Raw genomic sequence first — 23,628 nt, 5'->3', positions numbered from 1 at the left:
TCATTCCTTGGAAATGGTGTAGACGAAGTTGGTGTCGAAGCTCGGTCCGAGCTTCAGGCCCTTCAGCTTGGCGGAATATCCCGCCACTTCCGTCTGCTGGAAGATGATGACGAAGGGACCCTTCGCCAGAACTTCCTTCTGCAGGTTTTCATAGATGGCGGCGCGCTTGGCGCTGTCCTTCTCAAGAAGCGCCGACTGGGTTTCCTTGGTCAGATCAGGAACGTCCCAGGCATTGCGCCAGGCGAGCGTCTTGTTCTTGCCCTCGTCGGAATTGTCGTAGTTGATGGTGAAGGTTTCCGCATTCGAGTTCGGGTCGAAATAGTCCGAACCCCACTGGCCAATGTAGATATCATGGGTGCGGGCGCGATATTTGGTCAGCGTCTGCTTGCCGTCGCCGGGAATGATTTCCAGCTTGATGCCGGCCTGCGCCAGCGTCTGCTGCACGCTTTCGGCAATGCCGGTTACCGGCTGGGTGTTGCGCACATCCATGGACACGGTGAAGCCGTCCTTCAGGCCGGCCTTGGCGAGAAGCTCCTTCGCCTTGGCGACGTCGAGCTTGTAGGGGTTTTCGTCAAGTGCGCCGAGCTGGCCCTTCGGCAGGAAGGTCTGGTGAACTTCGCCGATGCCCTTGATGATCGTCGCACCGATGGCATCGTAGTCGACCAGATATTTGAAGGCTTCGATGACTTCGGGCTTCTTCAGGTTCTCGTTCTTCTGGTTGAGGCTGAAATAATAGACGGTGCCCTTCGGCGCGGAGGTGACGGCAAGGCCTTCCTTCTTGGAAACCGCTTCCATGTCGCCCGGCTCAAGGTTGCGGGCCACATCGATATCGCCGTTTTCAAGCGCCAGGCGCTGGCCGGAGCTTTCCTTCATGTGGCGATAGACCACACGCTTCAGCTTCGGCTTCTCGCCGTAATAATTGGGGTTGGCTTCCAGAATAACGGCTTCGTTGGCCTTCCAGCCGAGGATCTTGTAGGGGCCGGAACCGGCATAACCGGTCTTCAGGAACTCGTTGCCGAAATCGGTATCGTATTTGTAATCGGCGCTCGGCGTGACCGACTTGGCCTTTTCCGTCACGAATTTCTTGTCGACCACCGAAGCGACGGTTGCAGTCAGCACGTTCAGCACGAAGCTCGGCGCATAGGGCTTGTCGACCGTCAGAACGAAGGTGTTCGCATCCGCAGCCTTCGCCTTTTCGGTGACGTTGTCACCGCTGAGGCCGAACTGCGTCAGCAGGAATGCCGGCGACTTGTCGAGCTTCACGGCGCGTTCGAAGGAGAAGGCCACATCATCGGCCGTGACCGGATTGCCCGACGCGAATTTCAGGCCGGATTTCAGCTTGAACGTATAGGTGAGGCCATCCTCGGAGGTCGTCCAGCTTTCGGCCAGATCGCCGATAACCTTGGACGTGTCGTTAAGATCGATGGAAACCAGCTTGCTGTAGGTGTTGCCGGTGACTTCGGCGGCAGACAGTTCGAAAGCCTCGCCCGGATCGAGCGTGATGATGTCGTCGATGGCGAAACCTTCGACCAGCGTATCGGCCGGCGTTGCGGCAAAAGCATGGGGCGCGGCCAGCATCATCAGCGACAAAGCGGCGCTGGTGCTCAGAATACGCATGGATTTGTTGAGCGATTTGATCATAGGATCTCCCCTTTTGTTATAAGCTTGATTTGGTTCGCTTCAGCTCTTCTCAGGCCGCCTCGTGCCAGGCCTGAGACAAAACACGCAGCCAGTTTTCCCGGCATATTTTAGCAAGTTCTCCATCACCGTAGCCCGCCGATTTCAGCGCCGCAACCAGATTGTGATTGCCGCTCGCATCGGCAACGCCGACGGGTATCGTCGCGCCGTCGAAGTCCGATCCCAGCGCCACGCAATCGATGCCCATCCGCTCCACCATGTAATCGATATGGCGCACCATGTCGGAAAGCGGCGTATCGGCAATGTCCCGCGCATCCGCGCGCAGCATGGTCACGGCATAATTAAGCCCCACCAGCCCGCCGCTTTCCCTGATGGCATCCATCTGCCTGTCGGTGAGATTGCGGGCCACGGGGGTAAGCGCATGTGCGTTTGAATGGCTGGCGATCAGCGGCTGATTGGTGGTCTTCGCCACATCCCAGAAGCCTTTTTCGGTGATGTGCGCGAGATCGATGAGAATGCCGAGCCTGTTGCATTCCTTCACCAGCGCAAAACCGGCGTCGGTGAGGCCGGGCGCCGTATCGGGAGACATGGGATAAGAGAAAGGAACCCCATGGCCGAAGATATTGTGCCGGCTCCAGACCGGGCCGAGCGAGCGCAGGCCGGCGGCGTAAAACACCTCCAGCGCATCGAGATCGGCGTCGATCGCCTCGCAGCCTTCCATATGCAGCACGGCGGCGAAGATATCCTCGGCAAAGGCCTTGCGGATATCGGCCGTAGAGCGGCAAAGCCGCCACGCGCCGGCGCGGTCGAGCCTCAGCGCAATCGCCGCCTTTTCCATGGCGATATCGAGCGAAGGCTGGCGCTCCAGTGGGGAGGCGAGCGGCGTGTTGTAATGGCCGCTTTCATCCGGTTCCTGCAGGATAAGATCGCCGGAGGGAATATAGATCGCGCAGATGCCGCCGCCGAGACCGCCTGCCCTCGCACGCGGGCCGTCTATATGGCCTTCGCGCGTGCCATTCCTGAATTCGGCCACCGGATCGGCACCGGCCTTGCTGTTGCGCCACAACCGAAGCAGCACATCATTATGACCGTCGAACACTGCGTGCATGGGAAGAAATTCCAGTCATCGGAAAGAACAAAACGGGGGCGGGCAGACGCCGGGATGACACCGCGCGAAAGCAAACCGGCGCATTGTTCGCCGACCGCTATTGTCTGTCGGAGGCGATCTTAGGACGATCTCTTCGAGCTTCGCAAGACACAAATTAGGCAGCGGTGAAATTATCACCAGTTGGCTTTTGCCGGAATTTGCGCTTCGTCAGGCGCGCCAGCCGCCTTCCGCTTTGGTGAGTAGCGGCGTTGAAAAAACACCCCTCACCCGCTCCGGCCATTCCGGCCCGAAAGCGGCGATTTTTTCCCGCCAGCGATCCGATTGCAGCATGGCCGCGCCGATGACGGCGGGCCGAATGCCCGAGGCGGCGAGAAGCGAAAGACCCGCTATGATGGAGCTGCCGCTGGAGATGACATCATCCACCAGCGCCACCCGCCGGTTCTCGATGAGCGGCAGCATGCGCGGATCGATATAAAGCCGTTTTTCCTGCCTTGTGGTGATGGAGGACATCGGCACCGACAGTTCCTCCAGATACCAGAATTTGCGCGAGGTGCCGAGCGGCACGTAACGGGAATGGTCGAGATGCCGGGCGACGGCGGCGGCGAGCGTCAGCCCCAGCGTCGGCAGGCCGATGACGACATCGGGCTTGAAGGGAAGAAGCTGTGCGGCAAGGTCAGCCGCCAGCGCCTCGAGCACCTCGAAAGAGGCCTGATTGACGATAAGCGAGGCGAGCGCATGTTCGCCATCCGCCAGCGGCCTTATCGGCAGGCAGATCTGCCGGCCGTCATCCAGCTCCGCCGGAAAGAAGGTGGAATGCGGACCGGCCGTATGGAAGGTGGCGGGCGGAAGTATATTCTGCCAGAACTCATGAGGCGCGGCGGGGGATGGGACGACGGGCGATGCGGATGACGGCATCGTTCTTTTCCTTTCAGGAGCGGGGCGGCGAAAGGCGCTCACATTTTTCAGCCACGCCAACCCGGTTCTTCACATCAGGCATTTTAACAACCGCAACATGCTGCGGGTTCATTTCATTGGCTTTTTCAGCTAGAAGGAAACAAAGCAACAGGCATTCGGACGAACCCACCTATGACGCGGGTTTTTCCCATATTCAAGGACAAGCTGCCCATGAGACTGCTGGACCGCATCGGCGAGGACCTGCCATTCCTGACGGAGCTTCGCCACGACCTGCACGCGCATCCCGAACTGGGCTTCGAAGAGGAAAGAACCAGCGCCATCGTCGCCGATCTTCTTGAGCGTGCCGGGCTGAAGGTGCATCGCGGTCTCGGCGGCACCGGCGTGGTCGCCACGCTGCAGGTGGGCAACGGCACCCGCAGCATCGGCCTGCGTGCCGACATGGATGCGCTTGCCATGCCGGAAGTGCCCGACCGGCCCTATAAATCGAAATTTCCGGGCAAGATGCATGCCTGCGGCCATGACGGCCACACCGCCATGCTGCTGGGTGCGGCGCGTTACCTCGCAAAGACCCGCGATTTTTCCGGCACCGTGCATTTCATTTTCCAGCCGGCGGAAGAAGGCCGTGGCGGCGCGAAAAAAATGGTGGAGGACGGGCTTTTCACCCTGTTTCCCTGCGATGCGGTCTATGGCCTGCATAATATGCCTGGGCTCGGCATCGACGAAATGGCAGTGGTGGAAGGCGCGCAGCTCGCCTCTTCCGACAGCTGGCGCGTCACGTTCAAAGGCATCGGCACCCACGGCGCCAAGCCGCATCTCGGCCGCGATCCGGTGACGGCGGCGGGCACCTTCCTCGCCTCGCTGCAAACCATCGTCGGCCGCGTCGTCGATCCGCTGCAGCCGGCCGTGGTCAGCGCCTGTTCGGTGCAGGCGGGCGACCCGAAGGCGCTCAACGTCATTCCCGATCTCGTCGAAATCGGCGGCACGGCGCGTGCTTATGCGGCTGACGTGCGCGACCAGCTGGAGGCGGAAATCGGCCGGCTGGCGAAGGGCACGGCGGCGATGTTCGGCATCGAGGCGCGTTATGAATTCATCCGCCGCATTCCGCCCGTCATCAACGACGCGGATGCAACGAAACGGGCGCTACGGGCGGCAAAAACCGTCTTCGGCAACAAAACCCGCACCGCTTTTCCACCATCGACCGCCGGCGACGACTTCGCCTTCTTAGCCGGCGAAGCGCCCGGCTGCTACGTTTGGCTCGGCAACGGCCCGGCGGTGGATGGCGCGCTGCACCACAACACCTCCTACGACTTCAACGATGCGGCCATCGTGCCGGGCGTGGCGTTCTGGGCCACACTGGTGGAGCAGGAACTGGCGGCGGAGTGAAATTGGCCGTTCCGGCGCAGCTTTCAGATGTGAAGCGTCCGATCAATAATCGCCCCGCGGCATCGGGGCGAAACAATACTGCTTACGCGCAATAATTCTACCCCATATACATCGACATCCAATAGACTCAACCGTTTATTTAGTATACATACACGGTATAGTCGCATTTGTTATTTATTTCCGGTCTAATTTTTCAAACGGGCAAACATCATGACGAGACTTGTTGTGCCAAAAAGTGCGATCAACGGGCGTCTGGCCTCCAAGTCGCTAAAAAACCTGCCGCCTGACGATTATCGCGACCGTCTTATCAAATATATTCCGGCAGAGTCCGTGGCCCTATATGTTGCAGTCGATAAAATGGTCAATTCCCATTACGGGTTGAGCCTGCTCACGGCGGATAGCGTCGTCTCCACGCAGGCCGTGATCGTCAGCTGGGCAATTCTCGCCCTCGGCATCATCGGTACTCCGATCTATCTCTACCGTCGTAAACTCTCGGGCCAGCCATGGCTCTTGAATGCCATCATCTCCACCATCGCCTTCGTGCTCTGGGCCTATACGCTGAGCGGCTCCGTCTTTCTCGTCCACCAGTGGTACAGCGTTTTCGCGGCCGGCCTGCTCGCGCCGATCTTCACCTTTGTGGCCGGGTTTTTCGAACCCAAACCGGAGTAAGCGGCCATGCCGACCTATGAGGACCTGCGCGCCTATTTCGACTCTTCCGAAGCCATGACGCAATTGGCGCGGGCGGCCTCGGAAATCCCCATCGTGCATGGCTTCACCCTCGACGTGGATCCGTTATGGATGCTGCTTTACGATATAGAAGATGGCGTCTTGCCGGAAAGCGAACGCTACCGGTATGAGTATCTTCTTGACGGTCGCCCTTTTCGCGACTGGTGGAGATTGCCCCTCGCTTTTCCGGAATGGACGTTCCAGACGCCTTATCAAGGATATAGGCGCCGCGACCTCAAGCGCAACGTTTCGCTGTGGGACGCGATCCCGCGCCCAACGAGAAGCGGTCCTGTCGTGATGACCATCGTTTACGGTCCACTCAAGACCCCGGCAAAAGCTGCACCCGAGACTCTGGAGGACGGTAGCGACATTGCGGCGCTTCGCCAATTAACCGCTCTCATTAATGGGAGTGTCGCTTCCGCCCGGATAGAGGAACGTCCAAGGGCAAGGCTTGCCTTTGCGGCCGGCGATGAAATCACCACCAGCGCCGGCGAAACCGGCACCTATGGCGGGACGCTGACCAACGAGCGCAAAAAACAATACGGCATGACCTGCGCCCATGTCGCCAACACCGGCGAAGATATTTTAGACGTATCGGGAAAACGGATCGGCGCGGTGATACATCATACCAAGCTCCATCCCTTGCCGGCGCAGACGGTCTGCGATCCTGTGGTACTGCCGATACCCAATCCCTATCCCGGCAATGATCCGCCTGTGAATATGTTCGACTTCTCGCTGATCGAGCTGACCAAAGCACCGGCAGCATCTTCATTGGGTGGGGTGGCCGCCAGCCTGACGCCGGGGCAAAACGTGACCCTCAGGGGCAAAAGCGGCACCTATAAATGCAAGCTCGGTTCGCTGGCGATCAGCTACGCCTTCACTGAAGGCACGTCGACCTATTGTTTTCGCGACCAGATCGAACTCAAGCCGCAGCCCGTCATTCCGATTGGCGGCGCGCTCGGGCATCTCGTCACGCCCATGCCGACGCAGGGCGATTCCGGCGGCTGGGTTCTGACGGACGATGCGACACCGCTCTGGGCCGGCGTGTTTTTCGGCGAGGATGGCAGCCGGGGTTATTGCTCGCGCGCCAGCTGGGCGCATGACTGGGCCGAAAAGCAGGTGGGCGGCCCCCTCTCCGTTTAATCTCCGCGTTTATGCCTGCGCCGATTCACCGGAATGGGAAGAGAGCACCAGAATGCCCGGCGCTCACCCCACAACCGAAATCACCGGGCTTTCCGTCACCTTGCCCGTCAACACATCGGCAATGCCGATATCCGTCTGGTGCGGGCCGATATTGCAGGCGAGCGTGGCGCCGAAGCAGGCCTTGAAAACCAGATAGGGCGGCTGCCATTCCACAACCCTGCCGACGGCTTCGCGCAGGTCCTCAAAAGCCCGCGCAACCTCTTCGAGCGGCGCATTCGAAACGAGGCCGGAGAGCGGCAGTGGCAGCAGCGCGGTGACCTTGCCCTCAGAGGCAATGGCCATGCCGCCGCCGGTCTCGATCACCGCATTGGCGGCAAGCGCCATGTCCTCGGCATTGCCGCCGAAAACGGTGAGGTTGTGGCTGTCATGCGAGACGGTGGTGGCGAAGGCGCCGTTCCAGTTTCCCCAGCCGGTGAGAAAGCCGGTTCTGGTGATCGGCTCGGCCATGCCGTGGCGATGGGTGACGGAAATCATCGTCGCGCCTTCGGGCGGAACGACGAAACCGTCCTTCACCTCGGCTTCCGCCTCGCCCCATTGCGTGAAGCGCGGGCGGTCGATGGTGGCGAGGCGCACCTTCGCGCCCTCGGAGGCAACCCGAAAATCATCGGCAACGCGTAGCGGCAGCTTCATCGAGCCTTCGAGCGCTGTCGCATCGCAGGCCGGAACATCGACGAGCATATGCCCGCCTTCCGCAACCGCCCTACCCGAGGCCAGAACGTGGCGGGCGGCAAAACCGCTCAAATCCTCGAAGACGACGATATCGGCACGACGGCCGGCGGCGATGAGGCCGAGATCGGCACGGCCGAGCCTTTGGGCGGCATTGAGCGTTGCGGCGCGCAGCGCCCATTCGGGCTTTAGGCCATAACGGACAAGACGGCGCACCACATCGTCAAGCCCACCGCCCTGCAACAGGTCATCCGGGAACACGTCGTCGGTGCAGAGCGTCACCGTCTGCGGCAGATGGCCGAGCGTATTCAGCGCTTCCACGAATTCCGGCAGCAGGTGATCGTGCGAGCCGCGCAACTCAATGGTCATTCCTGCCCGCAGTTTCGCCATCAGGTCTTCGCCCGAGACCAGCTCGTGATCGGAAGAAACGCCCGCCGCCATGAAAGCGTTGAGATCGGCGCCCTTCAGGCCGCGTGCATGGCCGCAGACCAGCTTTTGCGAGGCAAGCCCGGCCTGCACGATGCCGCTCATGCGCGGATCGCGCTCGATGACGCCGCGCATATTCATGATTTCCGCGACACCGCCGACCTGCGGCCATGACAGGATATCGGCGAGAACGGCGGCGTCGAAATCCGCCCCGCCGCGCTCCAGCCCCGGTGCGGAAGGCACGCAGGAGGGCGCGAGCAGAATGGCGCGCAGGGGCAGGTTCTGGATGGATTTCGCCGCCCAGCGCACCCCTTCCACACCGTGCACATTGCCGAATTCATGCGGGTCCCAGACGATGGTGGTGACGCCACGGGCAACCACGGCCGCCGCATAGGCGGCCGGTGTGACCATCGAGCTTTCGATATGCATATGTGTGTCGATGAGGCCGGGCGAGACATAGGCGCCTGCCGCATCGATGATCCGTGCGGCGTCGCTGCGGCTTGCCCGCTCGTGCACGCTGGCGATTAGAGCGCCGACGATGCCGATATCGGCGGCGCGAAGCTCTCCCGTCACCACATCCACCAATGTTCCGCCGCTGACGAGAACATCGAAAGGTGCATCGCCGCGTGCGGCGGCGACCGCGCGGCTGCGCAGCGCATCATCGGTGAGATCGGCAGGCTCGCGTGTCGGAAAGTTCGCGCTCATCGGGCGGCCTCCCGGCGCAACGCCTCGAGAATCGCCGTCTTCGCATCTTCGGCATCCACCGTTTCGGCGAAATGCGCGTTGAAGGCGTGAGCTTTCTCAGCGCGGGTCTCGACCACGGTTCGCCCGCGCGTTAGCGTCGCCTGAAGCTCGACATCGATCCGCGCATGACGCCAGCCGATGAGACCGGAGGTAAAGGCGACTGCGGCAACGGGATCATAAAGCGCCATGGCGTCTCTGCCACGGCTGGTGGCGATGCCGATGAAACCTTCCAGCAGATCGGCAATCAGCCCGGCATTCTTGCCGCCGGCATTGCGGATCGGCAGCACATCGGCCGGCGAGGCGGTGACTTTGCGGCAGGCGTCCAGATCGACCATGCGCAACGGCAGGCCGTGGGAGAGCACGATGGCGAGCGCTTCCGGATCGGCAAAGGCGTTGAATTCGGCCGAGGCCGTGTGGTTGCCGCTGGTCACGCCGCCACCCATCCAGGTGAGATCGGAAATTCTGACGGCAAGATCAGGCCGGGCAAGGCAAAGCGCGGCGATATTGGTGAGTGGGCCGAGCGCCAGAATGCGCTTCTCACCATCACCCTCGAGCCAGTTGCACAGGGCGGCAAAGGCATCGCTTTTCGGCAAGACCGGCGCATCCGGCAAGTTTTGGCCGACGGTCGGAATGCCGTTATCGCCCAGAATGCATTGTGCGGTTTCGAGTGCACCCAGCACCGGCATGGCGCGGCCCTGATGGATCGGCATCGACCAGCCGAAGGCTGAGACGGCGCCAGCGGCATTGCGGCAGATGGCCTGAAGTGTCGCATTGCCGAAGACGAGCGAAATGCCGTCGATGGCAAGGCCCGACGATTGCACCACCATGATGGCGGCGATATCGTCAAAGCCCATATCGGTATCGATCCATACACCCATGGTCAGTTGAACACCTTGAGGCTTGCCGCCTTTTCGACCGGCAGATCAAAGGCGAGCGTATCGCCGATTGCGTGGGAGGTCAGGGCGGCGTCCGTTTCCGCCTTGATGGGGCCGAGCGGCGTATCGAGCAGATATTCGCGGCTGTTGCCGGCAAAGGAGGTGCCGCGCACGGTTCCCTGGAAAGGACCTGAACCGAGGGTGACCATGCGCGGCCGCCAGGCCAGTCCGGATGCTGAAAGGACTGGTCCGGGAAGCGGTGTTGTGCGGTTTGCGGTTTTGAGCGCGCCGCCTTCCAGCGCGAAGATGTTTTCGAAGCCGACGAAATCCGCCACAAAGGATGAAACTGGCGCGTTGTAGATTTCTTCCGGTGTACCGATCTGCTCAATCTTGCCGCCCTTCATGACGACAATGCGGTCGGCCAGCGCCAAAGCCTCGATCTGGTCATGGGTGACGAAGATCATCGTCACGCCGGTCTCCTTCTGTACGCGCTGCAATTCGGTGCGCATTTCAAGGCGCAGGCGGGCATCGAGGTTGGAGAGCGGCTCATCGAGCAGCAGCACCTTCGGCTCCATGACCATGGAGCGCGCCAGCGCCACGCGCTGCTGCTGGCCGCCGGAAAGCTCCGCCGGCTTTCGCGAGGCGAAGCTGGACAAGCCCACCGATTTCAGGCCGGAGGCGACCTTGTCTTCCAGCGCCTTGCCGTTCATGCCCTGGAGCTTCAGGCCGAAGGCGACGTTTTCATAGACCGTCAGATGCGGAAAGAGCGCATAGGACTGGAACACCAGACCCACGGCACGCTTGTTGGCGGCAACGCGGGTAATGTCTGCCCCATCGAGATCAATGCGGCCGCCGGCCACCGGCATCAGCCCGGCAATGGCGCGCATCGTCGTGGTCTTGCCGCAGCCGGAAGGCCCGAGAAGCGCGAGCAGCTCGCCCTTGCGGATATCGAGATCGAGGTCCTTGACGGCGACATTGCCGCCATAGGCGAGCGAGACTTTTTTGAGCGAAAGGTAATTTGCGTCAGACATAACGGGAGAACCCCAGAAAACGTTCGGCCAGGAAGACGATGCCGATGGAAAGGAAGGCGAGCAGCGAGGAGAGTGCAGCCACGGAAGGATCGAAGACGATTTCCATGTAACCCAGCATATCAATGGGCAGCGTGCGAACGCCGGGGCCTGACAGGAACAGCGACACCGGCACCTGGTTGAAGCTCGTTACGAAACCGAGAATGAAGGCTGAGAGAATGCCGCCGCGAATATTCGGCAACACGACGCGGAAAAACGCCCCGACCCGCGACGAGCCGAGCAGCACCGCCGCCTCCTCGATATCGGAACGCAGATTGTTGAGGCTGGCCGACACCACCCGCACCGCATAGGGCAGGATGAGTGCCGTGTGGGCGAGGAACAAAGCAAGCGTGATGCCGATGCCGAAAGGCACGACGAAATAGCGCAGCAGCGCTAAGCCGACAATGATGCCGGGCACGATGATCGGCGCGGAAACGATGGTGCGCACCGTCTCGGCAAAAGGCAGCTTATAGCGCGACATGGCGTAGGAGGCCGGAATGCCGAGGATGAGCGCCGCAAACGTGCCGCCGATGGCGAGGAACATCGACATGGCAAAGCTTTCGCGAAAACTTTCCACCGTGAAGACCTTGGCGATCCATTTCAGCGAAAAGCCCTGCGGCGGAAAGGCGAGCGTATCGCCGGCCGAAAACGAGGCCGCGACGATGATGAGGAACGGCCCGATCAGGAAACCGACGACAAGCAGAAGCGTGAGCGGAATGAAGAGCTGCCGGGTCATTTCTTGTTCCTTGCGGTGGCGATGCGCTTCAGCAGGATATTGGCGGCAAAGCTCATGACGATCAGGATGAAGGCGATGACGCTGGCAGAGACGAAATTGTTGGAAACCGTCACCTGCTGGTAAAGCAGGGTTTCCAGCATCAACACCTTCGAGCCGCCGAGAATGGCGGGCGTGATATAGGCGGTGAGCGAACCGGTGAAGACCAGCGTGCCGCCGACGACCAGTCCTTCCTTGGTGAGCGGCAGGATGACCTTCCAGAACACCTGAAACCAGTTCGCGCCGAGAACGCGGGCAGCGGCAATCGTATCCTTCGGCATATTCTCAAGCGCACTGATGAGCGAGATGATCATCAGCGGCAGAAACAATTGCAGAAGACCGATAAAGACGGCTGTTTCGGAAAACAGGATACGGATCGGCCCGTCGCTGAGGCCGACGGCCTGCAGCGCCTGATTGACGATGCCGGTTCGACCCAGAATGACGATCCAGGCATAGGTGCGAGCGACGGGCGAAATCATCAGCGGCAGCACAACCAGATTGACGACGTGCCCCTTCGCGCCCTGCGACAGGTTGACGATGGCGAAGGCCGCCGCATAACCCACCACCGCCGAGACGATGGTGACAAGCGCACCGAGCTTCAGGGTGCGCAGGAAAACCGTCTGGTTCAGCGGATCGGTGAAGAAATCGGCATAAGCCGACAACGTCCAGCCATCGGCGGTGCGGAAGCCCTCCGACAGCAGGATGAAGACCGGCACAAGAAAGACCGCCGCCGCGAAAATTGCGGCAGGCAAGGCAAGCGCCAGCGCTTCGGCCCGGTTCTGAAACATGGGTTTATTCCCTGAACGGCCTGAGGGCCGGTTGTTACGGCAGCCGGACGCGCCGGCCTACGATCAAAAAGGGTGGAAAAGCGGTCAGGGGACGACCGAACCGCTTTTCCGGGAATGGAGCCGTCCTTGCGGACGTTTAAATGCCCCATTCCAAACGGTGAATGGGCTTACTGGCCCACCTTCACGTTCCACTCCGACAGCCACTTGTCGCGGTTATCCAGCGTCACGTCGGACGGAATGAGCTGGAGGCTTTTTGCGGTTTCGTCGCCATAGGTAATGTTATTCGCCACCTCATCGGAAACCTTGACTTCCCTGTTGGTCGGGCTGTCCACCAGCCTTTCGGCCAGCGCCTTCTGAACGTCGGTCGAGAGCCAGAAATCCATGAACTGCAACGCCAGATCCTCGTTCTTCGTACCCTTCGGCACCACGAGCACGTTCATGCCGCCGGTCTGGCCTTCCTTGGGCGTCGCCCAGGCAAGCGGCAGGTCGAGCTTGGTGAAGGGCGCCCAGGAGAAGCGGCCAATCGGCGCTGCCCAGATTTCTTCCTGCTGCATCAACTGCACCAGCTGCGAGGATTTGACGTAGAAGGTGACGATCTCGTCCTTCTTTTCGCCCACGGCCTCGATGGCGCCGGCAAGATCAGGCGTATCCTTGCCGATGGCCTTGCCGAGCATATAAAGCGCCGGCGGGCCCTGATTGGTGGTGACATTCGGGAAAGCGACGTGATCGACAATACCGTCCTTCAAAAGATCGGCCCAGCTGTCAATCTTCATCTTGTCGGTGCGGTAGACGATGGAGGTGGCGTAAAAATTGACGCCGACGCTCATGCCGTCGCCATTCGGATCCTTGGCGATGTCATAGAGCTTTTCGATATTCGGAACCTTGGACGCGTCGATCTTCTGGATCAGGTCCTTGCGGGTGGCGGAAAGCGCATCGGCCATGGAAACGATGGCCAGATCAACCACCGGATTGGCCTTGTTGGCTTCCATCTTGGCAAGACGCTCAACACTGTTGCCCGTCTCGACCACCAGCTTGCATCCGCATTTGGCTTCAAACGGCGTATAGACCAGTTCCTTGAATTCATCCTGCGCAAAGGCGTAGACGGAAATCGTCAGCGTCTTGTCCTCAGCCTGCGCCGCTCCCATCGTCAGCATCAGGGCGGCGCCCGATGCAAGAATGATCTTTTTCATGGTGTGAGTTCTCCTGCTGTGGTTTTTTTGGCTTCAATCGCGTCATGCTTTGCCTTGCCGGTGGAACCGCGCATGATCAGCGCCATCGGTACTTTCGAGATGTCTGCGGTCACTTCGCCCGCGATGCCATTTTCAGTGGCCCCCTCTATCGCACGCAGCAGGGCAGCCACGGCGAGATCAGCTATGCGACCCATATCCATACGCATCGTCGTCAATGGCGGCGTCACCACGCCAGAAAAGATGAGATCGTCGAAACCGGTGACGCTTGCCTTCTCTGGCACCTCGATGCCCTCGCGCTGCAATTCGGTCAGCGCTCGCAACGCATGCAGGTCGGAAATAGCGGCAAAGGCGGTGAAACCTTCCGCCACCAGATCGGCAAGTCCGAGCCGGCAGCCGGCACCATCAGCCTCCTCGAGGCTGTCGATCCAGAGCGTCCGGGTCACGCAGGCCTTGCCGAGACCATCACGAATGCCGCCGAGACGGTCGTTCTGCACATTGGAGTCGCGGTTTTTGCCCACCAGCACCACCTTGCGATGGCCAAGTCCTGCCAGATAGTCACCCACCTGCCGTCCGCCATCCCAATGGTCCGCGGCGACAGTATTGCCTGGCGTCGAAGGGCTATCGATGACGGCAACGGGGCAATCGACATCGGAGATGCGCGTGCCGCGGCGCGGGACGATAACCATGCCGTCCACACCGCGCTCGATCAACCGGTTGATCGCATCCGTCTGCATGGCGATATCGCCGCGGGAGTCGGCGATCAGCACGCCGTAACCGGCAGTAACGGCTGCCTTTTCAATGGCCTGAGCAATCTGGGGGAAGAGAGGGTTGGCGATATCGGGCAGTACCAGCCCCAAAACGCCCGATCTGCCGGTGCGCAGCGCCCTGCCCGCCGAACTCGGCACATAACCCAGTTCGCTTGCCGTCTTGCGGATACGCTCCACCAGATCGGGTGAAACGCGGCCCTTGCCGGATAGTGCATTGGACACCGTTGCCACCGACACGCCAAGTGCCGCTGCTATCGCGCTCAGATTGGTGGCAGGCCGTGACGACGCCATGAATGATCCGGGAATGGCTGATTAAACGTTTAATCAGGATAAGCGAGGCTCGGGCTGCTGTCGAGTCCTGCGCCGGCGAAATACGGCGAAAAGCTGGGCACAAAGGTTAAATGCCCGAAAAGAGAGCGATTATTTTTACAGGGCCTGAGTGCTGGCGGCGCGATAAGCCTCTACCTGGCGCACCAGCCAGTCCCGAAACAGGACGACCGGGACATGATTGGCGCGCGAAAGCGGCGCCACCGCATAATAGGAACTGGGGCTTTTCGCCTGATGGTCGAAGGCTTTGACCAGCTGCTTGGATTTCAGCTCGTTGTCGATCAGGAACAGGGGCATCAGCGCAACGCCAAGCCCGGCGATACAGGCCTGCGCCACGCTGGAGAACTGCTCGAAGCGCATGCCCTGCGGCAAGGCGAGCGACAGTCCCAGGCTTTCGAACCAGTGACCCCATGCGCCCGGCCGCGAGGCCATGTGCAGCAACGGCAGGGCGGCGATGTCTTCCCCCTTTTCCACGGGATGGGCGTTGAGAAATTGCGGGCTGCACACCGGCGCGACCATTTCATGCATGAGAAAGGTGCTCTCCGCCCCCGGCCAATCGGCCTGGCCGATATGGATCGCCATATCGAGCTGCTCGCGCTCAAAATCGAACTGGCCGATGCGGGTGGCGAAATTGATGGTGATTTCGGGGTGGTTCGCCACGAAATCCGGGATACGCGGCAAAAGCCAGCGGGTGCCGAAGGTGGGCAGCATGGCGAGGTTCAAGGTATTGCCATGCGTTTTGGTCATGATCTGCAGGGAGGCGGAGCGTATCTCGCCAAGGGCGGACGCGATGGATTTTGCATAGGCACGGCCTTCCGCCGTCAGCGCCACGCCGCGTGCGCCGCGCTCGAAAAGCCGAACGCCAAGCTGTTCTTCCAGTGACATAACCTGCCGGCTGATTGCCCCCTGCGTCAGGGCAAGCTCATCGGCGGCGGCGGAAAAGCTGCCGAGCCGGGCCACGGAATCGAAGGCGGCGAGCGCACTGGTGGAGGGCAGGAGTTTGCGGCTGAGAGACGTCATGAGCCATTACTATATGTAATGCAAAAATGAGTAAACATGGCTTGTGCCGACTGGCTCGAATACCAATAATCCGGCCAGCAAATCCGGAGGCATCACGTGAGCGAACACGCAGCATTCAATTGGCAGGACCCTTTTCTGCTCGAAGACCAACTGAACGACGACGAGCGGATGATCCGCGACGCCGCCGCCGCCTTCGGCAAATCCGAACTCTTGCCGCGTGTCTCCGAAGCCTATCTTTCCGAGAACACCGAACCGGAACTGTTCCGCCTGATGGGCCGCACCGGCCTTCTCGGCGTCACCCTGCCGGAAGAATATGGCGCGGCCAATGCCAGCTATGTGGCTTACGGCCTCGTCGCCCGCGAGGTGGAGCGGATCGACAGCGGTTACCGCTCGATGATGAGCGTGCAGTCCTCGCTCGTCATCCATCCGATCTTCGCCTATGGCTCTGACGAGCAGAAGAAGAAATACCTGCCCGGCCTCGTTTCCGGCGAGCTGATCGGCTGTTTTGGCCTCACCGAGCCGGATGCCGGTTCCGACCCCGGCGGCATGAAGACCCGCGCCGAAAAGATCGAGGGCGGTTATCGCCTGCGCGGTTCGAAAATGTGGATTTCCAATGCGCCAATCGCCGATGTCTTCGTCGTCTGGGCGAAATCGGAAGCCCATGACAACCAGATCAGGGGCTTCGTGCTGGAAAAGGGCATGAAGGGTCTTTCCGCGCCCAAGATCGGTGGCAAGCTTTCGCTGCGCGCCTCCATTACAGGCGAAATCGTCATGGATGGCGTGGAAGTGGGCGAAGACGCGCTGCTGCCCAATGTTTCCGGCCTGAAAGGCCCGTTCGGCTGCCTCAACCGCGCCCGTTACGGCATTTCCTGGGGTGTCATGGGGGCTGCGGAAGATTGCTGGTTCCGCGCTCGGCAATATGGTCTCGACCGCAAGCAGTTCGGCAAGCCGCTGGCCGGCATGCAGCTTTACCAGAAAAAGCTTGCCGACATGCAGACCGAAATCGCGCTCGGCCTTCAGGCATCGCTCCGCGTCGGCCAACTGATGGACGAGCATAAGATGGCGCCGGAAATGATCTCCATCATCAAGCGCAACAATTGCGGCAAGGCGCTGGATATCGCCCGCCAGGCCCGCGACATGCATGGCGGCAACGGCATCCAGATCGAATATCACGTCATGCGCCACGCCCAGAACCTTGAGACGGTCAACACCTATGAGGGCACGCACGACGTCCATGCGCTGATCCTCGGCCGGGCGCAGACGGGCATTCAGGCGTTTTTCTGAGGCTTTATCCACGTCGAGGATCTCGGCTTTAAAGAGGCCCAAAGCCTCTCCTTCGTCATGCTCGGGCCTGTCCCGAGCATCTGCAACCGATTGTTCTTACGAGACGTGGTTGGATCCTCGGGACAAGCCCGAGGATGACGGCGAGTGCGAGTGAGGGTCAACAGTTCGAGACCTCCGAAAATCATTTCGGAGGTCTCTTCGCTTTTCAACTCAGATGACAGCTCAGAACGTGCCGCGAATACCGACGCCAAACATGCGCGGTTCGGTCATGCTGGCCTCGATGCCGCCGATGCCGCGGTTTTCCTTCATCAGCGTCGGTGCGCGCTCATCGAAGACGTTCTTGACGTAGGCGTAGAATTCAAGCTCCTCCTGGAACTTGTAGCTCGCCCGCACATCTGCAATCGTATAGGGATCGATGGCATAAACGGCCTTGTTATCCGTGTCGGAATAATAGCCGTCGAGATGGCGCACCTGCCCCGAAACGGTGAATTTATCCGTCACGTCCCAGCTTGCTCCGACGGTGAAGCTGTAACCCGGCGACTTGGCGAATTCCTTGCCGACATAGGCGGCATTGCTGGAAATCTCGTCGATTTTCGTCTTCAGCAGACCGGCGCTGGCCTTCAGTGTCAGATTGTCGAGGACCTGATAATCCACGCCGATTTCCAGACCGTAAGCATGAGCTTCTTCGGCATTGACGGTGTAGGACTCGCTGATGCCCGTGGAGACAACGACCGGCACGTTAAACTGGGCGTCCTTCATGTCCATGTAGAACAGGTTACCGTTCACTGTCAGCGTATCGTCCAGCAGGCTGGCGCGGGTGAACAGCTCGTAGTTCCAGATGGTTTCCTTGTCGAAGGTGCGCCATTTGCTGGTCGTCAGATCGAATGCGACGCCGCCGGGATTGTAACCGCGGCTGATCAGGCCGCCCACCGTCCAGTCGTCATTGATGGCATAGGCCAGCGACGCCTTGGGCAGGATTTCCGAGAAGGTTTCGTCATAATTGACCGAGCTTCTGCTGGTGGCGGAGAGCGTCCGGTAGCCGGCGCGCTGAATCTGGTCCTGCTGGTAGCGCAGGCCGCCGGTCAGGGTCCATTGATCGGTCAGGCGATAGCTCAACTCGCTGAAGAGGCCGAGATTATCCTTGGTATCGTTGAAGCGCGAGGTTCCGCGCAGATAAAGCACCTCGTCGGCTTTCGTATGCGCGTAATAAATACCCGCGACACCGCTCAGCACGTCTTCCTGATCACCGAAGGTCACGCGTGTTTCGTGAGACGTGTTCTTCAGGTCGATATCGGCATCACCCGTATTCGCAATACCGACCCGGCGCTTGGCGATGGACGAGGAGAACTGCGTCTGGTTGAACAGTTTCACGCCGTTTTCGAAATCGTAGTTGATGTCGAGAATGCCGGTATTGGTGTACTGGCTGAAATTCGGCATCGTCGTGGTGACGTGGTTGAGATCCTCGAAGGGGCGCGACGCCGCTTCCTGGCTCGGCCGGTTAGAGGCGTTGTAGGAATAGGTGAGCTTGGTCGAGAGGCCGGGAATTTCCGACGGTTCCCACAGAAGCTTGAAGCGACCGTTGAATTCCTTGAAGTTCTGGTCCGTTCCCTCATGGGCGAAGGCGGAATTGATGTAGTCGATGAAGGTATCGCGGCCGGAATAATCGATCGCCATGCGTGCCGCCAGCTCATCCTCGATCAGCGGACCAGAAAAGGCGAAGGAACCGCGCTTCTGGTGATAATTGCCGATTTCCGCCTGATAGCTGGCTTCGGGCGTAAAGGTCGGGTCCTTGGTGTTGACGAGGATCGCGCCGGCAATGGCGTTGGCGCCCTGCGAGGTGGTCTGCGGGCCGCGGAACACCTCGATGCTTTCGACATCCCAGATGGAGCTCGCGCCATAGATGAACTCGTTATAACCGAGATAATGGCCGTCGACATTGATCGTTGCGCGCGGCACCGTGCCGGTGAAGAAGGCGATGGAGCCGGTGTTTGGTCCCTGCGTATCCTGTCCGCGAATGATCGGGGCGCTGACATTGTCGGTGTAAACGACGTTCGGAATATCCTTGATCGCTTCCGATACGGTCGGGTCGCCGGTCTTTTCCTTCTTGATTTTATCCCCGGATATAACCGAAACGGACGACGCCGTGTTCTTCATGTCGCGCGCCACTTTTTCACCGGTCACGACGATCGGCTTCAGGACGGTGGTGCCCGCCGTCGCCGCCTGCTGATCCTGACCGAGAACCGGCGTCACAAACATTGTCGCCAGCGTCAGAGCGCTGACCCCGCTCATCAAACGACCGTTAGAGCTAAACCCCATCACACACCCCTAATAAACATGAGTATTAAAGTCATATTCAAGTAACGGAAGCGTTATCCGTTTCGCAATAGAGAATGCGTTCTGTATTGCGGACAAAAAGGCTTCCGTAACGGGATGTGCCATATTTACAACAAAGTTTACCGACCGCCGCTTCCGCACCCCCAGCGTTTCGAAAGGGAACAGCATAGTTCCGTCCGCAGAAAACCATTCCGATTTCAGGCGCGATGCGTTAGGCATGCTCAACAAACGGGGGGAACGCGCTTGAACGCCATGGATGACGATTCGGACAATCTGCCGGAAAACGTGGGCGAAAAGCGCTCGGCCCTCATTCAATCGGTATCGATCGCGGCACGTTTCCTCAATCTTCTCGCCAGATCGGACAGGGCGCTGGCACTTGGCGAACTGGCCAAACGCGCCGGCACCGGCCGCTCCACGGCGCATCGCTACATGCAAAGCCTCGTGCGGGAGGGGCTGGTGATACAGGACCCCGCAAGCGGCAGTTATGATCTCGGACCCGCAGCGCTCGGAATAGGCATCAGCGCGCTCAGGCGAATCAATCCGGTCGAAACCGCGGGCCGCCAGATGAATGCGCTTGCCTCTGAGATCGGCGCCAGCTGCGGCGTGGCGATCTGGACCGAACGCGGCCCGACCGTGGTGCGGTGGGCGAGAAGCGCCAGCTTTTCCATCAGCACCGTGGCGCTCGGCGATGTTCTGCCGCTGGACAACAGCGCTTGCGGGCTGGTTTTTCAGGCCTACCTGCCGCCGGACAGGATCGCCGCCGTGCGCAGGCTGCAACCGGCCGCCTTTCGTGGCTCCCGTCCCGATGCCGGCATTCTGGAAACCATCCGCGAAGCGGGTGGCGCGGAACTCAATGAACATCTGTTCTCCGCCCTGACGGGCAAGGCCGCACCGGTTTTCGACGCCCAGGGCGAACTCTGTTGTGTCGTCACCACCGTATCCTTCGTGGCCACCGCCGAGACCGAACAGCATTTTTCCCGGCTGATCGAAGCCGCCAGACAGGCGACGGCCGAATCAGGCGGCGCATAAGCCTATTCGGCCAGATGCTCCGCAAAGGTGCGGCCGGAATAAGCAGTGCGGAAAAGCCCGGCATCGGCGAGCTTCGGCAACAGCCGCTCCAGCACCAGCCGCATGGACGCCACCGAACCGCCGGGCACCGCGACGAAACCGTCGATCGCACCGGCAGCCGCCCATTCACGGATGGCCTCAAGGGCATCTTCAACAGTACCTATGATCTGCCAATGGCCCGACCCCATCACTTCCGGACGCCGCAATAATTCCGCAACACTCAGCGTCTCCCGCTCGATCAGCCGGCGCAGCAGGCCGGCATGGGTACGGCTTCTCGGTGTCTCCGGCGGCGGCGGCAGGTCGGAGGCGGTAACGATCCGCGTGAGCGGCCAGTCCGTGAGATCAAGACCCGTCATATCGCGGATGGAGGCAAAAGCGCGGGCGCGGTTGGCGCGGGCATGGGTCTCCGCGAAGAGTTCCAGCGCTTCCCTGCCGGTCTCCGCGAGATAGAGGCTGAGGCCCGGCATCAGCTTCACGCCGTCGGGGTTGCGGCCGTGGCCCTCGGCACGCCGCCGCAAATCCGCCCTGAGTTCGATGGCCGCCTGTATGTCCGGCGTCGAGGCAAAGACAGCGTCGGCCACTGACGAAGCGAAATCGCGCCCCTCGGGAGAAGCGCCCGCCTGCACCAGCGGAATGCGGCTGGCATGGGACGGCAGGTTGAGCGGGCCTTTGACGCTGAAGTGTCTGCCCTCATGCGCCACCGGCCGCACCAGCGAGGAATCGGCGAACCGCCCGCTTTCCCGGTCGAGTTTGAGAGCTTCGTTCGGAAAACTCGCCCATAGCGCTTTCACCACCTGCGTGAATTCGGCGGCGCGCTCGTAACGCTCCTGCGGCGAAGGCATCTCTGTCAGGCCGAAATTTTCGTGCCCCTCAAGCGCAGTGACAACATTCCACCCCGCCCTGCCATTACTCAGCCAGTTCAGCGACTGGATCTGGCGGGCCACCACATAGGGCGGCAGAAATGTGGTCGAAACGGTGGATAACAGCCCGACATGGCTGGTTTCCCGCGCAATGGCCGCAAGAAGCATGGTCGGGTCCATGCTGGCAAATCCGCCGCCGGTCTCAAGTCCTTCGGTGCGCAGAAAAAGCGTATCCGGCCGAAACACGAAATCCACATGCGCGGCTTCCGCACGCCGCGCCAGATCGACGAAATAATCGCTGGAAAACACCCCGTTTATATCGCTGTCCGCGCGCCGCCATGCCTCGCCGCTGAGCCAGGTTGGGGCCAGCGACATGCCGACATGAAGCTTGGCTGCGACTGACATGATGCACCTCGACTGAAATAACCGGCAAGAAATCCGCACGTTGAATCGGCAAATTTCGATTTGTGGAGAGTTTTACTATAGTTTAGTGTCGCTTCAAGACCACACCGTCGCGCCCGCCGGAAAGAAATGCTTTTTCCACGGGTTCGATATTTAAATTCAAATACTTATAACGCCTGTGCGGCGTCTCGACGCATGGGCGCATGAATAACAGGAGTTGTATCCGGTGCTCGACGCCACGGACCTTCACGCCAGCTATGGACATGTTCCCGTCCTGCGGGGGCTTTCCGCCCGTTTCAGATCAGGCCGCGTCACCGCGCTGGTCGGCCCCAATGGCTGCGGCAAGTCGACGCTGTTGAAGACCATCATGGGTTTCGTGCCTCTGTCATCGGGGGCAATAAGGCTTGGCGAGCGTTCGATCGGCGAGATCGGACGCCGCGAACTGGCGCGGCGCATCGCCTATCTGCCGCAGGAGTGCCATTGCCCTGACTATATGACGCTCGGTGAGCTGATCGAGCTTGCCGGTTACGCCCGTTACGGCCTTGCCGGCGGCCCAACCGAACGCGACCGCGCGCTTTTTGCCGAGGCGCTACAGACCGTCGGGCTGGAAGACAAGGCGAAAGCGCAGGTCAACACGCTTTCCGGCGGCCAGCGCCAGCGCGCCTTCATCGCCATGGTGCTGGCGCAGGATACGGATGTCATCCTGATGGACGAGCCGGTCAACCATCTCGATATGAAATATCAATATGCCGTTCTCGGCCTCGTGCGCGAACTGACGGACAGGCATGGCAAGACGGTCATCGTCGTATTGCACGATCTCAACCTCGCCTCCACTTTCGCCGATGATGTCATCATGCTGAAAGCCGGGCGGGTTCTGGCGTCCGGGCCGGTGGAAAAAACGGTCACGCCCGAAAATGTCGCCGAGGTCTTCGATCTCGAAGCCGATATCTTCTCCCGGCAGGGGCGGCTCATCTGCGTGCCCCGGCTGGAGCGGCAGGGGCGGCTCATCTGCGTGCCCCGGCTGGAGCGGCAGGAACAGGCCATCCCGGCATGACCCCGAAAATAACGCTGATTTTCGCCGCCGCGCTGCTGCTGGCTGCCATCCTCGCCATCAATCTGCTGGTCATGTCTGGCGACATGCCGCCGGCCGAAATCATCGCGACGCTCTGGCGCGGCGAGGCCGACAGCTATGAGCAGTCCGTGCTTCTCTATCAGCAAATCCCACGCTCGCTGATTGCCATCTATGTGGGGGCGACGACGGCCGTCAGCGGTTGTGTGCTGCAGGGGCTTGTCCGCAATCCCCTCGCCTCGCCCTCCACGCTTGGGCTGAATGCCGGCGCGACGCTTTTTGTGATCGTCGGCGCGCTGGTGTTCGATTTCTCTCCGGAAATACAGGGCCTTGCCGCGCTCGCGGGCGCCGGCTTCGGTTTTGCCGCCTGCTTCGTCGTCGCGCGTCTCGCCGGGCGGCCAAACGATCCACGCGGCCTGTCGCTCATCCTTTCCGGCGCACTTGTTTCCATGCTGCTGATCGGCGTGACCAACGCCCTGCTTCTCTCCAACCCCACACGCCGCGCCGAATTCCTCAGCTGGGTGGGCGGCAATATCAACCACGTCTATGCCGAGCGCCTCACCGATTTCTGGTGGATCGGCGCAATTGCGCTCGTCATATTGTGGGCGGTCGCCCGGCCGCTGACGCTGGTTCTGCTGGGCGCGGAAAAGGCCGCCTCCGCCGGTGTGAATGTCACGCGTATTTCCCGGATCGCGCTCTTCGCCACCATGCTGGCCTCGGGTTCGGCGGTGGCGATCTGCGGCCCCATCGGTTTTGTCGGCCTCATCGTGCCGCATATGATCCGGCCGCTGGTCGGCGTGAATTTCACGCTCGCCCTGCCGGCTTCCGCGCTTGTCGGCGCAGGCCTCTGCGTGCTGGCGGATCTTGGCGCGCAAACCCTGTTTGCGCCCTATGTGGTCAATACCGGGCTGTTCATGGATCTCCTCGGCGGCCTCGTCTTCATCGTCATCGTCAAGCGCTTCTATCTGTCGCCTTCGGCAAGGGGGCTGTCATGAA

At 60.7% G+C, this 23,628-nt stretch carries 20 protein-coding genes; 7 read left to right on the top strand and 13 right to left on the bottom strand.

Annotated features, from left to right (window positions below; genetic code table 11):
* From F3H58_RS18100 to F3H58_RS18090, 3 genes are all read right to left on the bottom strand, one after another.
* Complete coding sequence (locus tag F3H58_RS18100) at positions 1-1,641, bottom strand: ABC transporter substrate-binding protein (RefSeq protein ID WP_003523144.1); 1,641 nt, start codon at positions 1,639-1,641, stop codon at positions 1-3.
* Between the two features lie 49 nt (positions 1,642-1,690).
* The gene (locus F3H58_RS18095) at positions 1,691-2,746 is read right to left on the bottom strand and encodes a dipeptidase (RefSeq protein ID WP_149743160.1); all 1,056 of its coding nucleotides are present in this window, start codon (positions 2,744-2,746) and stop codon (positions 1,691-1,693) included.
* A 207-nt stretch (positions 2,747-2,953) separates the two neighbouring features.
* Entirely contained in the window at positions 2,954-3,661 is a 708-nt protein-coding gene (locus tag F3H58_RS18090) for a phosphoribosyltransferase (RefSeq protein WP_149743159.1), read from the bottom strand.
* 210 nt (positions 3,662-3,871) lie between these two features.
* On the opposite strand from F3H58_RS18090, the gene F3H58_RS18085 reads away from it, so the two are divergent.
* The 3 genes from F3H58_RS18085 to F3H58_RS18075 all read left to right on the top strand — a co-directional run bounded on the left by F3H58_RS18085 (position 3,872) and on the right by F3H58_RS18075 (position 6,913).
* Positions 3,872-5,044: a M20 aminoacylase family protein gene (locus F3H58_RS18085; protein ID WP_188128977.1), complete on the top strand. Its 1,173-nt coding sequence runs from the start codon at positions 3,872-3,874 to the stop codon at positions 5,042-5,044.
* 210 nt (positions 5,045-5,254) lie between these two features.
* A complete protein-coding gene (locus tag F3H58_RS18080) occupies positions 5,255-5,713 on the top strand; it encodes a hypothetical protein (RefSeq protein ID WP_149743157.1) in 459 nt (152 codons plus the stop codon).
* A 6-nt stretch (positions 5,714-5,719) separates the two neighbouring features.
* Positions 5,720-6,913, top strand: coding sequence for a hypothetical protein (locus F3H58_RS18075; protein ID WP_149743156.1), 1,194 nt, complete (start codon positions 5,720-5,722; stop codon positions 6,911-6,913).
* 63 nt (positions 6,914-6,976) lie between these two features.
* Here the strand turns inward: F3H58_RS18075 and F3H58_RS18070 are convergent, their stop codons facing one another.
* The 8 genes from F3H58_RS18070 to F3H58_RS18035 form a co-directional block, all read right to left on the bottom strand.
* Positions 6,977-8,770, bottom strand: coding sequence for an adenine deaminase (locus F3H58_RS18070; RefSeq protein WP_149743155.1), 1,794 nt, complete (start codon positions 8,768-8,770; stop codon positions 6,977-6,979).
* Entirely contained in the window at positions 8,767-9,687 is a 921-nt protein-coding gene (locus tag F3H58_RS18065; protein ID WP_149743154.1) for a nucleoside hydrolase, read from the bottom strand. The genes F3H58_RS18070 and F3H58_RS18065 overlap by 4 nt, the downstream gene beginning before the upstream one ends.
* A 2-nt stretch (positions 9,688-9,689) precedes the next feature.
* On the bottom strand, positions 9,690-10,715 hold the full coding sequence (locus F3H58_RS18060; protein WP_149743153.1) for an ABC transporter ATP-binding protein: 1,026 nt from the start codon (positions 10,713-10,715) through the stop codon (positions 9,690-9,692).
* Positions 10,708-11,487: an ABC transporter permease gene (locus F3H58_RS18055; RefSeq protein ID WP_149743152.1), complete on the bottom strand. Its 780-nt coding sequence runs from the start codon at positions 11,485-11,487 to the stop codon at positions 10,708-10,710. The genes F3H58_RS18060 and F3H58_RS18055 overlap by 8 nt, the downstream gene beginning before the upstream one ends.
* Positions 11,484-12,311 carry an ABC transporter permease gene (locus F3H58_RS18050; protein WP_149743151.1) on the bottom strand — a complete coding sequence of 276 codons (828 nt, stop codon included), beginning with the start codon at positions 12,309-12,311 and terminating at the stop codon, positions 11,484-11,486. The genes F3H58_RS18055 and F3H58_RS18050 overlap by 4 nt, the downstream gene beginning before the upstream one ends.
* 167 nt (positions 12,312-12,478) lie before the next feature.
* The gene (locus tag F3H58_RS18045; protein ID WP_149743150.1) at positions 12,479-13,501 is read right to left on the bottom strand and encodes an ABC transporter substrate-binding protein; all 1,023 of its coding nucleotides are present in this window, start codon (positions 13,499-13,501) and stop codon (positions 12,479-12,481) included.
* Positions 13,498-14,559, bottom strand: a complete 1,062-nt coding sequence (locus F3H58_RS18040; protein ID WP_149743149.1) for a LacI family DNA-binding transcriptional regulator — start codon at positions 14,557-14,559, stop codon at positions 13,498-13,500. Before F3H58_RS18040 ends, F3H58_RS18045 begins: the two co-directional genes overlap by 4 nt.
* A gap of 135 nt (positions 14,560-14,694) precedes the next feature.
* Entirely contained in the window at positions 14,695-15,615 is a 921-nt protein-coding gene (locus tag F3H58_RS18035) for a LysR family transcriptional regulator (protein ID WP_149743148.1), read from the bottom strand.
* Between the two features lie 168 nt (positions 15,616-15,783).
* Here F3H58_RS18035 and F3H58_RS18030 point away from each other — a divergent pair, with 168 nt between their 5' ends.
* Positions 15,784-16,899 carry an acyl-CoA dehydrogenase gene (locus F3H58_RS18030; protein WP_353619445.1) on the top strand — a complete coding sequence of 372 codons (1,116 nt, stop codon included), beginning with the start codon at positions 15,784-15,786 and terminating at the stop codon, positions 16,897-16,899.
* A gap of 222 nt (positions 16,900-17,121) precedes the next feature.
* On the opposite strand, the gene F3H58_RS18025 is transcribed toward F3H58_RS18030, so the two are convergent.
* Positions 17,122-19,188, bottom strand: a complete 2,067-nt coding sequence (locus F3H58_RS18025; RefSeq protein WP_149743146.1) for a TonB-dependent receptor — start codon at positions 19,186-19,188, stop codon at positions 17,122-17,124.
* A gap of 297 nt (positions 19,189-19,485) precedes the next feature.
* Here F3H58_RS18025 and F3H58_RS18020 point away from each other — a divergent pair, with 297 nt between their 5' ends.
* On the top strand, positions 19,486-20,262 hold the full coding sequence (locus F3H58_RS18020; RefSeq protein ID WP_149743145.1) for an IclR family transcriptional regulator: 777 nt from the start codon (positions 19,486-19,488) through the stop codon (positions 20,260-20,262).
* Between the two features lie 2 nt (positions 20,263-20,264).
* Here F3H58_RS18020 and F3H58_RS18015 read toward each other — a convergent pair whose 3' ends face one another.
* Positions 20,265-21,566, bottom strand: a complete 1,302-nt coding sequence (locus F3H58_RS18015) for an NtaA/DmoA family FMN-dependent monooxygenase (protein ID WP_149743144.1) — start codon at positions 21,564-21,566, stop codon at positions 20,265-20,267.
* Between the two features lie 214 nt (positions 21,567-21,780).
* On the opposite strand from F3H58_RS18015, the gene F3H58_RS18010 reads away from it, so the two are divergent.
* Both F3H58_RS18010 and F3H58_RS18005 read left to right on the top strand, forming a co-directional pair.
* Complete coding sequence (locus F3H58_RS18010) at positions 21,781-22,617, top strand: ABC transporter ATP-binding protein (protein ID WP_149743143.1); 837 nt, start codon at positions 21,781-21,783, stop codon at positions 22,615-22,617.
* Positions 22,614-23,627: a FecCD family ABC transporter permease gene (locus F3H58_RS18005; protein ID WP_149743142.1), complete on the top strand. Its 1,014-nt coding sequence runs from the start codon at positions 22,614-22,616 to the stop codon at positions 23,625-23,627. The genes F3H58_RS18010 and F3H58_RS18005 overlap by 4 nt, the downstream gene beginning before the upstream one ends.
* Position 23,628 lies beyond the last annotated feature (1 nt).

Source organism: Rhizobium sp. NFACC06-2 (genome assembly GCF_900101425.1).
GTDB lineage: Bacteria > Pseudomonadota > Alphaproteobacteria > Rhizobiales > Rhizobiaceae > Agrobacterium > Agrobacterium leguminum.
This window is presented reverse-complemented; position numbering and strand designations above follow the sequence as displayed.